Genomic DNA, 12,390 nt, shown 5'->3' with positions numbered 1-12,390 from the left:
GCGGTCAGGCCGGGACGCCGGCCACCAGCTCGGCGAACACCTCAGCCGCCGTTCGTCCGCGCGCCAGCGGCGCCGACTGCCCGAGCCACAGCGACTGCAGCTCGCCCATCCCTCGCTGCCCCGCGACGGCACGGAATCGACCGGTCAGCCAGTTCTGCGCCGGGAACGGGGCGATGGCTCCTGATGCCTCGATCTCGCGCACGGCGCGATTGGCGGCCCCCCGCGCCAGGCGCCCGCTCATCGCGCGCGTGAGCACGCTCTCGTCTGCCGCCGTGGAGCGGATCGCCGCACGGTGCGCGGCGCTGGCGGCCGACTCGTCGGTGACCAGGAACGACGTGCCCACCTGAACTCCCGATGCGCCGAGCGCGAATGCGGCGGCGACTCCGCGGCGGTCGGCGATGCCGCCGGCCGCGATGACGGGCACGCGCACTGCATCCACGACCTGCGGCAGCAGCGAGATGAGCCCGACGAGAGATTCCTCGGCCGGGCGCAGGAACGACACCCGGTGCCCGGCGGCCTCGGCGCCGGTGGCGACGATCGCGTCCACCCCGGCGGCGTCGAGCGCCTGCGCTTCGGCGACCGTCGTCGCGGTGCCGATGACCCGGATGCCGCGACTGCGGGCCTCGTCCACCAGCTCCGCCGAGGGGACGCCGAAGACCACGCTCAGGGCTGCGGGGGCTGCCTGCCAGATCGCGTCGAGCTGCTCGTCGAGGCTCGGCAGGTACCGTTCGGGCCGGGCGGGCGGGTCGATGCCGACCTCGTCGAAGAAGTCGGCGAGCGCGGCCGCCTGGCGGTCGTGCTCGGCTCCCGGGGCGACCTCGTCGCCGGTCGGCAGCCAGATGTTCAGGGCGAAGGGCGCGGGGGTCGCTGCGCGCAGCGCTGCGACCGTCTCACGGATGCGCTGGCCGTCATACCCGTACAGACCGTACGATCCCAGCCCGCCCGCTTCGCTCACCGCTGCCGTCAGTGCGACAGACGAGAGTCCGCCGAACGGCCCGAGCACGACGGGATGCCGGATGCTAAGCAGCTCACGCAGGTCGGCGTTGCGCAGATCACTCATGCTCCGAGGCTACGCCCGCGGTCCGCCTGTGTTTCAGCGTCTTCGCATCGACCCGGCCGATTCGTCAACCCCCGTGCACCTATGACGTCGAGCGCCTAACGTCTTCACATCCCGCACTGCGCGCCCCCTCCCCCTAAGTGCGCAGTGCGGGACACGACAGCGCGAAGCGCTCGGATCCGTGGTCCGAGCGCTTCGTCACGTCAGCGGCGCACCGCTCAGAGCGGCCGTCTGCCCGGGATGGGCGACGGCTTCTGCGACCGGTTCGATGCGTTGGCGACCGCGAGGTCGAGCGCTTCGAACAGCTCGCGGAATCCGCGGAAGCGGGTCGTGCGCGGGCACGGCGTGCGCAGCCACAGCACATCGAGCACGCCCGTCGGCGAGCGGTCGACGTACGCGATCAGGCAGTCGGCGTCGGCGTGACGCCGTGCGGGGTCGCAGATGCGCCAGCTGTCGCGGCCGAGTGAGGTGAGCTCCCAGTCCCCGTGAGGGGTGCCCGGTTTGGGGTCGTCGATCATGACAGTCACAGCGCCTTACCTCCTGTCACCGCGAGCACCGTGCCCGAGGTGTACGAAGACTCGGCTGCGGCCAGGTACACGTATGCCCCGGCGAGCTCGGCCGGCTGACCGGCCCTGCCCAGCGGAGTGTCGCTGCCGAACTGCTCGACCTTCGTGTCGTCCCAGCCGGTGGCCGGGATGAGCGGGGTCCAGATGGGCCCCGGTGCGACGGCGTTCACGCGGATGCCGCGCTCACCCGCCTCGGATGCCAGTGCCTTGACGAAGGCCACCTGGGCGGCCTTCGTCATGGCGTAGTCGATCAGACCCGGCGACGGGTTGTAGGCCTGGATCGAGGCGGTCACGATGATGCTCGCGCCCTCCTCGAGGTGGGGGTACGCGGCGCGCGCGGTGAAGAGCGTGCCGAGCAGGTTGGTGTCGAACACGCGCCGCATCTCTTCGGACTTCAATGTCTCGAAGCCGTCGACGTCATGCTGGTAGGCCGCGTTGAGCACGACGATGTCGAGACCGCCGAAGGTCTCCCGTGCACGGGTGACCGCCTCTTCGGCGAACTGCTCGTCGCGCAGGTCTCCTGCGATGCTGAGCCCCTGCCGCCCTGCGTCGGTGATGAGGGCGACCGTGTCATCGGCATCCTTCTGCTCCTCCGGCATGTGCACGATCGCGACATCGGCGCCCTCACGGGCGAACGCGATGGCGACGGCGCGGCCGATGCCCGAGTCGCCTCCGGTGATGAGCGCGCGACGGCCTGCGAGGCGGCCATGCCCCTCATAGCTGGACTCGCCGTGGTCGGGCGTGGGCGCGGTCTCGTCGGTGAGGCCGGGCTGGGTCTGCTGCTGAGGGGGGAAGTTCTCGTCGTGGTGCTGGTGGCGAGGATCTGGGGTGGTGTCGCTCATCGTGCGCCTCTCTGCAGTTTCTGGGGGAGCACCGGCACTGCTGCCAGTGTGCCCACCCTCTCCCGGGAGCCTCGTCCCGGCCAGGGGGTTGACTATTCGCGTCATCCAGCGCACGCGCGAGGGCGGTGCAGCCGGATGCTGTCAAGGGGCGTGCCCCGGTCGGCCACTCCCCCCACGCTGGGAAGACGACGAAAGGACACCGCCATGAGCAACGAGTACATGAGCACCGGCGACAGCACCGAGGACTCGATGAACACCGAGAACCCCGACCCCGCCGAGCACCTGCGCACGAACCGTCATGACGAGGTGCCCGCTGCCGACGCCGCGGTCGCCGGACGGCCCGACCTTCAGCCCGATTCGCAGGGCGACGCTCCGCTCGACGCCGAACTCGGCGAAGACGGGCAGGGCGACCTCGCCGAGGGCGACGGATCGCAGCACTCGGGCGACGCACCCGGCGACCTGCGCACCGAGGCCCCCGCGGGCGAGGTGCGCGAGCAGAGCGGTCAGGCGACCGATCCCGCATCGGGTGAGATGCGGAACCAGCGGAACCCGTAGCCGTCGAGCAGCTGCTCGGCGTGCTCGCCCTGCGGGGCGCTGCCAGAATGCTCGAGCAGCACGGTGGCCGTGCATCCCTGAGCCAGAGGCTCGAGATGCGCGGTCACCGGCTCGGCAGAGAAGTTGTGCACCGCCACGAAGGTGACGTCCCCGTAGGTGGCCTGATGCACGAGCACGCGCGGATCACCGGCATCCTGAACCCGCACCTCTCCCCACGCGATCTCGGGGGTGGAGCGGTAGCGGTCGGCGAGCAGCGCCACGAACGACCACAGCGAGTCGGGGTCGCGGCGCTGGTCGTGCACATTCACATGAGCCGGCGCGTACGCTCCCCCGGCGACCGGCCGGCGCAGCTTCGACGGCCTCGAGGTGGTGAAGCCGCCGAGGGGGCCGGCGTCCCACTGCATGGGCCCGCGCACCGCTCCCCTGCCGAGATCCGTGCTCAGCTCACCCATCCCGATCTCCTCGCCGTAGAAGATCATGGGCGCGCCCGGCAGCGAGAACAGCAGGCTGTACGCGAGGCGCAGCCGACGGGGATCCGACTCGAGCATGGGCGCGAGACGGCGCACGATGCCCCGGCCGTAGATGCGCTGATCGGGTTCGGGGGCGAAGGCGTCGAACACCTCCTGCTTCTCAGCCTCATCGAGCAGCCCGAGGTTCAGCTCGTCGTGATGACGTAGGAAGATCGCCCATCCGTGTCTCGCGTCGACCGTCGGCCGCGCCGCGAGCACCTCCGCGAGCGGGGTCGCCTGCTGGCGGCTCAGCGCGAGGAACAGCTTCGCCGTCGTGAGGAAGTCGAACTGCAGATCGAGCTCGGTGCCCTCGTCGCCGAAGTAGGCGAGCTGCTCCTCATGCGAGAGCCCCACCTCGCCGAGCAGCATCGCCGAGGCTTCGCGCCTGCTGACGAAGCGACGCAACTCGCGCAGGAACGAGTGGGGATCCTGCTCATCGGCGACACCCTCACCGGTGATCAGGAACGGCACTGCGTCGACGCGGAAGCCGTCGACGCCGAGCTTCAGCCAGAAGCCGATGATGCGGGCGACCTCGGCCCGCACCTCGGGGTTCGCGAAGTTGAGGTCGGGCTGGTGGCGGTAGAAGCTGTGCCGGAAGTACTGCTCGGTGCGCTCGTCGTACTCCCACATGCTCGTCTCCTCGCCGGGGAACACGAGCTGCTCCTTCTTGCGCGGCGGCTTGTCGCGCCAGACGTAGTAGTCGCGGAACCGGGAGGTGCGCGAGCGCCGGGCCGACACGAACCAGGGATGACGGTCGGAGGTGTGGTTGATGACGAGATCGATCACCACCCGGATGCCGCGGTCGTGAGCCACGCGGATGGCCTCGACCACGCGGCCGAGATCACCGAAGCGGGGGTCGACGCTGTAGAAGTCTGAGATGTCGTAGCCGTCGTCGCGCTCCGGTGTCGGCTGGAAGGGCATGAGCCAGATGCAGGTCACGCCCAGAGCGTCGAGGTCGTCGATGCGGCGGGTCAGCCCCGCGAAGTCACCGTGCCCGTCGCCGTCGGAGTCCTGAAAGGTCTCGACATCGAGGCAGTAGATGACGGCGGTGCGCCACCACAGGTCGCTGGTGTCGGCGGGGTTCACAGCCGCTCCCGCAGCAGCGGCAGCAGCTCCCGCTCACAGCGGTCGAGGAAGCCGCGCTGATCTCGTCCGACCTGATGCAGGAACACCCCGTCGAATCCGTCGGCGACGGCGGCGATGCGATCGGCGACATCGGCCGCGTCGGAGCCGACGACGACCGCCTCGCGCAGCTTCTGATCGGTCGGGTCGGCGTGCGCCTCGAACTCCGCCGGGTCGTGCAGCTCCCACATGAGCTGAGGGGGCACTGTCGCCTGCGCCCACTGCTCGCGCGCCGCAGCGAGAGCATGCTCCTCTGTGTGCTCGAGGCTGATGTGGATCTGCAGCAGCAGATCTCCCCGGCCTCCTGCTTCCCGGTACGCCGTTCGCGTCTGCGCTGTGGCGGTGGGATCGGCGCCGACCGTGATCAGCCCATCGGCCCACCTCGCGACTTCCGTCGCGGTGCGCGTGCTGATGCCGGCGGCCAGCAGCGGCGGGGGCGTCTCGGGCAGCGACCAGAGCTTCGCCTCGTGCACGCGCACGTGCCCGTCGGCGTCGACCTGCTCGCCCGCGAGCAGTCGCCGCATCACATCCGCCGAGGCACGCAGCCGCTCATCGCGCTCCTCCTTGCGCGGCCAGTCGTCGCCGGTGACGTGCTCGTTGAGCGCCTCGCCGCTGCCGAGAGCGGCCCAGACGCGCTCGGGGAACATCTCGCTCAGCGTGGCGAGCGCCTGCGCGAGGATCACCGGGTGATAGCGCTGACCGGGCGCCGTGACGACGCCGATCCGGAAGCGCGTGAGGGCGAGAGCGGCGCCGAGCCACGACCAGGCGTGACCGGACTGCCCCTGCGCCTTCAGCCAGGGAGCGAGGTGGTCGGAGCACATCGCCTCGTCGAATCCGATGCGCTCGGCGTGCGTGAGGTCGCGCAGAAGCCTGCCGGGCGCGTGCTGCTCGTGCGAGGCGTGGAACCCGATGCGAGTCATGGCGGGGAAGTCCTCTCGTCGGAGGACAGCAGGCTAGGGAAGCGCACGCCCGCGCAACACGGGGTTGACCGTGACGTCGCCCCCGTGCATCCTCAGGCCGATCAGCCCTCGACGCCTGCGTTCGGGTCGTCCGGCGGCTCGGGAACCATGTGCAGGCCGGTCGGCGTGTTGGCGGTGTAGGCGAGCGCCTCGATCCAGGCGCGGTTGATCGCCGGCTGACGACTTCCGAAGTACTTGAACACCAGCGAGCTGCTCGGCTGCACCCAGACAGTCGTGCGCCCGCCGCCCACGCTGGCGTCTTCCCGCCAGCTGAACGGGAACGGCTCCCCGCGGCGCAGCTTCGCGGTCATCACGAGCTGCAGGTGCGTCAGGGCGCGGTCCTCGATCTCGGTCTTGACCGAGCCTTCATAAACGAACTTTCCCAACGAAGTGCACCTCTCCAGACATCCTGCACTGCTTATGGCGTGCCCCATCCCCTGGGGCTAGCTTAGTCAGATGGGAATGCTCTTCTATGGCGGCAACTCGGTTCCCATCGAGATCGAAGACCGTGCGCTCGCTCATCTGAAGGTCGTGATCGCGATGAAACTGCGACGCAACGAGTCCTTCACCCTGTCGTGGCAGCACCCGCCGGCCGACCCGACCGGACGCACGACCATCTGGCTGCATCCCTCGATCCCGCTGCAGTTCGTCTTCGGCGAACCCGAGCCGCCTGAGCTCAGCAGCGAGTGGATCACTGCGCTCGCGAACTCGGCGAACACGACCGGGGGCATCCGGCTGCTGCCCGAGAATTTCGCCGACTGAGGGGCCGCCGAGCCCCGGTCACTCCGACTCCTGCGCCGACACCGCGTGCGGCAGGCCGACGGGCTTCGACTCCGATGAGCCGCGCTGGCGCAGGAAGATCGAGAACGCGACCATCGTGCCGACGGCGAGGAACTCGCTCTGCCAGTTCTGCAGGGTGCGGTCCCAGAACTCCGGCGAGACGATGTACTGCGCCCAGGTGATGCCCGGCTCACCGTGCTGCGCGTTCTCCTCGTTCATCACCACGACCCCGCTCAGCGACTGCACGAACCACGACATCAGGAAGATCGCCCCCATGACGAGCACGAGCGAGTTCTCGTACACGGTGCGACGCCAGCCGGTGACCCGCGCCCACCGTGGGCCGTTGGCGGGGGCGTAGGCGCCGACCTTCTGGTTCTCGTCGCTGTCGACCCCCTCGTCGCCCGGCTTCTTCGACTCAGGTGACCCTCGCTGGACCAGCCAGACGGTCGCCGCGATGAAGAGCAGGAACTGCAGGAACTCGCTCTGCCAGTTCTCGGCGACGTCGACCACGAAGTCGCTCGAGAACACGAAAGACCAGTACGTCTCGAGCGGCTGGCCGTGCTCGGCGAGCTCCTGATTGGTGCGAAGCAGACCCGCCGCCGACTGCCCGAGCAGAGCCAGCAGGAAGATCGCGAAGAAGAACAGGCTGAGGCCGTTGTCGCGGACGAATCTCTTCATTCTCATCGCCCGCTTCCCACGACACCGAGCATGATCGCGAATCCGACCACGATCGTGCCCATCCACATCCAGAACATGAGCTTCGGGCCGAGACTGCTGCGCCCTGGCTGCTGCTGTGACATGCGCTCCTCCTTCGAGCGAGTCCATCCCCACTCCGGATGCTGGCCGCAGAACCCCCGCGGCAGAACAGGGTTGACGCGCGAGCGACCACGTGTCAACCCCATTAGCCGGGCAGAGGGCGCTGTCTACCGTCGAGGTATCGAGACAGGCGAAGACGAGGCGAGAGGAACGGGACCATGACCCAGACGCGAGACATCATGACGCCGAATGCACAGTGCATCGGCGAGAACGACGCGCTCTCGATCGCCGCGGAGAGGATGCGCGAGCTCGACGTCGGCGCTCTTCCCATCTGTGGTGAGGACGGGCGGCTGAAGGGGATGCTGACCGACCGCGACATCGTCGTGAAGGCCATCGCCTCGGGCCTCGACCCCGAGACGACGAACGCGGGTCGCCTCGCCAACGGGGTTCCGGTGATGGTCGCGCCCGACGACGACATCGAGCGCGTGCTCGCCCTCATGCGCGAGCACCGCATCCGCCGTGTGCCGGTTCTCGACGATCACCGCCTGGTCGGCATGATCAGCCAGGCCGACATCGCCCGCCACCTCGAGCCGTCGACGACAGGCGAGACCGTCGAGGTCATCTCGCGCTGAGAAGTGCGACTCCGAGCATCCGCATGACAGCCCTGACAACCCCGGAAGAGGAGGACACATGTCCGAGCACACCGCCGGCGCATCGCCGGCCCACAGCGCTCCCGAGATCGACGACCAGCTCGACCAGCTCGCGGAGTCCGACGGCGAGCAGCCGACGACGACCCACGCCGAGTGGGGTGCGGGCGACCCGCACCTGCGCATCACCAGCCCTGAAGGCGACCGCACCGTCTTCCCCCTTCGCGAGGACCGCGTGACGGTCGGATCGGGCGCGGACTGCTCGCTGCGGATCCCGGATGCCGATGCCGTGCACGCGACGATCGTGCACGACGAGCGTGACGAATACGTGCTGACCCTGCACGGCGCGGGCGAGATGAACGCGAACCCTACGCCGGGTGAGGCGGGCGACCGCAGCGAGATCCTGCGCACCGGCGCCCGCTTCACCGTGGCGGGATGGAATCTCGTGTTCGGGCGTGAGGAGTACGCAGACCACGGCCGTCCGTTCGGCGGTCGCGAGGGCGGCGAGCTCGACGACCAGCCGCCGCAGCCCATGCGTCCCGACTACCGCGACGAGCGCGCCGACGGCCAGAGCGGCGGCGGCCTCGAGGTGAAGGACGGCTGAGAGACCCCGGAGGGTGCGAGGGGCGAGCGATCCGCAGCGATCGCTCGCCCTTCGTATGTCCGGAAGAGGCGGCGGTGGTAGCGTCGGGCGGAGAGGAGGGGTGATGATCGACGCGATCCGGATGCTGCTGCACGCGCTGCTCGTCGCGCTCGGCGCCGTCCCCCTCCCCGATGCGCTCACAGCGGGCGGCGTGCTCGGCATCGCGGCGATCCTCGTCGCGGCGACCGTGCTCGTGATCGCCCTCGCCGTGCTGATGCCGCGTTTCGGCATCCGGTCGGCGCCGCACCCGCGTCGCGCCATAGATGTGTCCACGCTGCTCGCGCAGAGCGATCCGGATGCCGCAGGTCACCCGCGTCCGCGAGCGCCCGGCGTCGCGCCCGCCGCGTGACCTGTCTTCACGTCCTGCGCTGAGGGACGGGTCCTGGCGGCATCCGGCCGACCCACTCCTTCTGCGAACGGACAACCCATGGACATCTTCGCCCTTCCTCCGCTGACCCTTCTTCTCGATTCCGCGTACTCCGCTCTTCTCGCCCTCTCCGCACTTCTCGAGCCGATCGGGGGCTCGGCATCCGCCGCGCTGGCCGTCATGCTCGTCACGCTCGCCGTGCGGGCGGCGCTCATCCCCGTCGGCGTCTCGCAGGCGAGGGCCGAGCAGCTGCGGGCCCGGCTCGCCCCGCGCCTGCGCACCCTGCAGCAGCGACACGGCAGCGACCGCGAACGGCTGCAGCGCGAGACCCTCGCGCTGTACCGTGACGAGCAGGCGTCGCCGCTCGCCGGATGCCTCCCGCTGGCGGTGCAGGCGGCGGTCGTCGGGATCCTCTACACCCTGTTCCTGCGCCCCGAGATCGCTGGGCACCCGAACGAGCTGCTCGCTCACGATCTGCTCGGCGCGCCGCTGGGATCGTCGCTGATCAGCGCGATCGGCGGCGGCCTCGATGCCCCGACGGCACTCGTCTGGGCGGTGGTGCTGGTGGTGATCACGATCGTCGCCGACATCACCCGCCGCGTGTTCCGCCCGCAGGTGCCCGCCGAGGGTCCGCTCGCGACCCCCGGCATGCTCGGCATGATGAACGCGCTGCACTATCTGACGGCCGTCTTCGCCGTGTTCGTTCCCCTCGCAGCGGCACTGTATCTCGTGGTGACCGTGAGCTGGACCCTCGTGCAGCGATGGGCGCTGCGGCGGAGGTATCCGCTGCCCGCCGCGTGAGCGCTCAGCGGGCGACGACGCCGATGCGCGGCGGTGCCCCCGGTGCCGCCGCGAGGCCGATCGCGTGGTCGAGGTCGGCGAGCGGATGCACGGCGCTGCGCGTGCCGGTCGGCACGCCGCTGCTGCGGCTGAGCCGCATCTCGCGAGATGTCGAAGGCCGCATCTTCGAGGCCTCGCAGGATCGCTACCTGGGCGATGTCGTCCGGTTCACGGTCTCGGGCTCGGGCATCTCGGCCGACGGCCAGTACCTGCGCGCCGTCGGCGGCTGACCGCTGCATCCAGAACAGGCGATCCCTCCAGAACAGGATGCTTCTGCGCAGATCGTCCTGTATCCGCGCGTTCTCCTGTTCCCGGGAGGGTTCGCCGGCGGCGACACAGCGACGGCGGCGATCGTGCATCCAGGCATCCGGATTCAGAGCGCGATCAGCACCACTCCCGCGACCACCACGACAGACGCCGCGATCCGCCACGCGGGCCGCGACTCACGCAGCACGAACGCGCCGAACAGGCTCACGAGCACCACGCTCACCTCGCGCAGCGGTGCGATCAGAGCCACCGGCGCAAGCGTGATGGCCTGCAGCACGAGGATGTACGACAGCGGCGAGAGCACGCCGAAGACGAGGATGCGCCGCCACTCCCGCCGTCCCAGCTCGCGCACCGCGGCCCACCTCCTGCTCACGGCGAAGGTGTAGAACGGCACCTGCGCGAGCGTCGTGCCGACCATGAACGCGACGGGCGACAGGCTCCATTCGCGCACGGCGTGGGCATCCCAGATCGTGTAGGTCGCGATCATCACTCCGGTGAGCAGGCCGAACAGCACCGCGGGGTCGATCCCCCGGCGCGCGCCCGCGGGCGGCCGATCGACGAACCCCACGGCGACCACCCCCACGATCACCAGCCCCACCCCGATCAGCGCGGCAGCCGACGGCCGCTCGCCGAGCAGCAGCATCGCGACGATCACCGCGAGAAAGGGCCCGCTGCCGCGGGCGGTCGCGTAGACGGTCGAGAGGTTGCCGACCTGGTACCCGCGCTGCAGCACCGACATGTACAGCACATGCAGCACCGCAGAGACGCCGACCCCCAGCGCGAAGCCGGCCAGGTCGTCGGTGCCGAGACCGCCGGTGAACGGGATCACCCCGATCCACAGCACGGTGCTCGCCACGGCACCCCACCAGAGGAACGTCACACCGGCGCGGCTCACGTTGTGGGCGATGATGTTCCACGCGGCGTGCGCGACAGCGGCGCTGAGAGCGAGGACGATGGCGATGACGGACATCCGAAGACCCTTCTGCTCGCCGCAGGCGCGACGAACGGGTCCTCCAGGCTTTTGTCCGTTCAGGTGACGGTCCGCCGCGTGGCGAGTCCGTGGCGCCGCTCGGACCAGGCGGGCGGATGCCCCGGAACCCTAGGCGCTGTCGAGAACCACCCTAACCGCTCCCGTCAGGCGGCCGAGCCGAGGGCGGCCGATTAGGCTCGGAGGCATGCCTGCCGTCTCCGCCGCCCACACGCATGCCGCTGATCTCGCCGACTTCGTCGCCGCGTCGCCGTCGAGCTACCACGCCGCCGAAGAGGTCGCCCGCCGTGTCGAAGAGGCCGGGTTCACACGTCTCGACGAGACTGCCGAGTGGCCGACGCAGGCGGGCGGGCGTTTCGTCGTGGTGCGCGACGGCGCCGCGATCGCGTGGGTCGTTCCGGCGGATGCCGCAGCCACGACCCCCGTGCACGTGCTCGGCGCGCACACCGACTCCCCCGGCTTCAAGCTCAAGCCCCAGCCGACCACGGGATCGCGAGGCTGGCTGCAGGCGGCCGTCGAGGTCTACGGCGGACCGCTGCTGAACTCGTGGCTCGACCGCGAGCTGCGTCTGGCCGGGCGCCTCGCCCTCGCCGACGGCCGCGTCGTGCTCGCCGCGACGGGCCCGCTGCTGCGTCTGCCGCAGCTCGCGATCCACCTCGACCGGGGCGTGAACGACGGTCTCGCCCTCGACAAGCAGACCGGCACCCAGCCGGTGTGGGGGCTCGGCGATGCCGAGTCGGCCGACATCCTCGCCGAGCTGGCGGCCTCCGCCGGCGTCGACGCCGCCGACATCCGCGGTTTCGACGCGGTGGTGGCGGATGCCGCTCGCGGCGCCGTCTTCGGCAAGGACGACGCCTTCTTCGCATCGGGTCGTCTCGACGACCTCGCCTCGGTGCATGCGGGCGTCGTCGCGCTGATCGACGCCGCGGACTCCGCGGATTCCGCGGTGATCCCGGTGCTCGCCGCCTTCGACCACGAGGAGCTCGGCTCGGAGTCGCGGTCGGGAGCCGCAGGGCCCTTCCTCGAGGATGTGCTCGTGCGCGTGTACGCGTCGCTCGGCGCCGACCCCACGACGCAGCGCCGTGCGTTCGCGTCGTCGTGGCACCTCTCGAGCGACGTGGGCCACTCGGTGCACCCGAACTACGCGCACCGGCATGACCCGGTCGTGCAGCCGCTGCTCGGCTCGGGTCCGATCCTGAAGATCAACGCAAACCAGCGCTACGCCACCGATGCCGTCGGCGCGGCCGCGTGGGCGGCCTGGTGCGAGACGGCGGGTGTGCGCTCGCAGGAGTTCGTGTCGAACAACGCCGTGCCCTGCGGGTCGACGATCGGCCCGATCACGGCGACGCGGCTCGGCATCAGGACGGTCGACGTCGGCATCCCGATCCTGTCGATGCACTCGGCACGCGAACTCGCGGGCGTGAGCGATCTCTACGATCTCTCCCGCGTCGCACGGGCCTTCTTCGCCGGCTGAGCGCGAGGCGCCCGGCCG

Annotated in this window: 16 protein-coding genes; 8 read left to right on the top strand and 8 right to left on the bottom strand. The window is 70.2% G+C overall.

The window, feature by feature from the left end:
• Positions 1 to 4: 4 nt before the first annotated feature.
• From AB0N59_RS06750 to AB0N59_RS06740, 3 genes are all read right to left on the bottom strand, one after another.
• The gene (locus AB0N59_RS06750; protein ID WP_363480561.1) at positions 5 to 1,060 is read right to left on the bottom strand and encodes a DUF561 domain-containing protein; all 1,056 of its coding nucleotides are present in this window, start codon (positions 1,058 to 1,060) and stop codon (positions 5 to 7) included.
• 215 nt (positions 1,061 to 1,275) lie between these two features.
• Positions 1,276 to 1,584, bottom strand: a complete 309-nt coding sequence (locus tag AB0N59_RS06745) for a hypothetical protein (protein WP_204974499.1) — start codon at positions 1,582 to 1,584, stop codon at positions 1,276 to 1,278.
• Positions 1,581 to 2,465 (bottom strand): SDR family oxidoreductase, encoded by an 885-nt coding sequence (locus tag AB0N59_RS06740; RefSeq protein WP_363480557.1) that lies wholly within the window; start codon positions 2,463 to 2,465, stop codon positions 1,581 to 1,583. Before AB0N59_RS06740 ends, AB0N59_RS06745 begins: the two co-directional genes overlap by 4 nt.
• 204 nt (positions 2,466 to 2,669) lie before the next feature.
• On the opposite strand from AB0N59_RS06740, the gene AB0N59_RS06735 reads away from it, so the two are divergent.
• The gene (locus tag AB0N59_RS06735; RefSeq protein ID WP_363480554.1) at positions 2,670 to 3,020 is read left to right on the top strand and encodes a hypothetical protein; all 351 of its coding nucleotides are present in this window, start codon (positions 2,670 to 2,672) and stop codon (positions 3,018 to 3,020) included.
• Here AB0N59_RS06735 and AB0N59_RS06730 read toward each other — a convergent pair.
• From AB0N59_RS06730 to AB0N59_RS06720, 3 genes are all read right to left on the bottom strand, one after another.
• Positions 2,969 to 4,615 (bottom strand): alpha-amylase family protein, encoded by a 1,647-nt coding sequence (locus AB0N59_RS06730; RefSeq protein WP_363480551.1) that lies wholly within the window; start codon positions 4,613 to 4,615, stop codon positions 2,969 to 2,971. The genes AB0N59_RS06735 and AB0N59_RS06730 overlap by 52 nt on opposite strands.
• Positions 4,612 to 5,571 (bottom strand): TIGR03885 family FMN-dependent LLM class oxidoreductase, encoded by a 960-nt coding sequence (locus tag AB0N59_RS06725; protein ID WP_363480548.1) that lies wholly within the window; start codon positions 5,569 to 5,571, stop codon positions 4,612 to 4,614. The genes AB0N59_RS06730 and AB0N59_RS06725 overlap by 4 nt, the downstream gene beginning before the upstream one ends.
• A gap of 101 nt (positions 5,572 to 5,672) precedes the next feature.
• The gene (locus tag AB0N59_RS06720; protein ID WP_363480545.1) at positions 5,673 to 5,996 is read right to left on the bottom strand and encodes an ATP-dependent DNA ligase; all 324 of its coding nucleotides are present in this window, start codon (positions 5,994 to 5,996) and stop codon (positions 5,673 to 5,675) included.
• Between the two features lie 70 nt (positions 5,997 to 6,066).
• Between AB0N59_RS06720 and AB0N59_RS06715 the strand changes: the two genes are divergently transcribed.
• On the top strand, positions 6,067 to 6,372 hold the full coding sequence (locus AB0N59_RS06715) for a hypothetical protein (protein WP_363480542.1): 306 nt from the start codon (positions 6,067 to 6,069) through the stop codon (positions 6,370 to 6,372).
• Positions 6,373 to 6,390: 18 nt separating this feature from the next.
• Here the strand turns inward: AB0N59_RS06715 and AB0N59_RS06710 are convergent, their stop codons facing one another.
• A complete protein-coding gene (locus tag AB0N59_RS06710; RefSeq protein WP_363480539.1) occupies positions 6,391 to 7,068 on the bottom strand; it encodes a DUF6766 family protein in 678 nt (225 codons plus the stop codon).
• Between the two features lie 296 nt (positions 7,069 to 7,364).
• Here AB0N59_RS06710 and AB0N59_RS06705 point away from each other — a divergent pair, with 296 nt between their 5' ends.
• The 5 genes from AB0N59_RS06705 to AB0N59_RS06685 all read left to right on the top strand — a co-directional run bounded on the left by AB0N59_RS06705 (position 7,365) and on the right by AB0N59_RS06685 (position 9,873).
• A complete protein-coding gene (locus tag AB0N59_RS06705) occupies positions 7,365 to 7,778 on the top strand; it encodes a CBS domain-containing protein (RefSeq protein WP_363480536.1) in 414 nt (137 codons plus the stop codon).
• 58 nt (positions 7,779 to 7,836) lie between these two features.
• Complete coding sequence (locus tag AB0N59_RS06700) at positions 7,837 to 8,397, top strand: FHA domain-containing protein (RefSeq protein ID WP_363480533.1); 561 nt, start codon at positions 7,837 to 7,839, stop codon at positions 8,395 to 8,397.
• A 103-nt stretch (positions 8,398 to 8,500) separates the two neighbouring features.
• Entirely contained in the window at positions 8,501 to 8,785 is a 285-nt protein-coding gene (locus AB0N59_RS06695; RefSeq protein ID WP_204974508.1) for a DUF6412 domain-containing protein, read from the top strand.
• Between the two features lie 78 nt (positions 8,786 to 8,863).
• Positions 8,864 to 9,604, top strand: coding sequence for a membrane protein insertase YidC (gene yidC / locus AB0N59_RS06690; protein WP_363480529.1), 741 nt, complete (start codon positions 8,864 to 8,866; stop codon positions 9,602 to 9,604).
• On the top strand, positions 9,601 to 9,873 hold the full coding sequence (locus AB0N59_RS06685) for a UTRA domain-containing protein (RefSeq protein WP_363480526.1): 273 nt from the start codon (positions 9,601 to 9,603) through the stop codon (positions 9,871 to 9,873). Before yidC ends, AB0N59_RS06685 begins: the two co-directional genes overlap by 4 nt.
• A 143-nt stretch (positions 9,874 to 10,016) precedes the next feature.
• Here the strand turns inward: AB0N59_RS06685 and AB0N59_RS06680 are convergent, their stop codons facing one another.
• On the bottom strand, positions 10,017 to 10,880 hold the full coding sequence (locus AB0N59_RS06680; protein WP_363480523.1) for an EamA family transporter: 864 nt from the start codon (positions 10,878 to 10,880) through the stop codon (positions 10,017 to 10,019).
• 205 nt (positions 10,881 to 11,085) lie between these two features.
• Between AB0N59_RS06680 and AB0N59_RS06675 the strand changes: the two genes are divergently transcribed.
• A complete protein-coding gene (locus AB0N59_RS06675; protein ID WP_363480520.1) occupies positions 11,086 to 12,372 on the top strand; it encodes a M18 family aminopeptidase in 1,287 nt (428 codons plus the stop codon).
• Positions 12,373 to 12,390 lie beyond the last annotated feature (18 nt).

It is taken from the genome of Microbacterium sp. NPDC089321, assembly GCF_040684935.1.
Taxonomy (GTDB): Bacteria; Actinomycetota; Actinomycetes; order Actinomycetales; family Microbacteriaceae; genus Microbacterium.
Note: the sequence above shows the minus strand (reverse complement) of the source record. Positions and strands in the feature narration are given on the sequence as shown.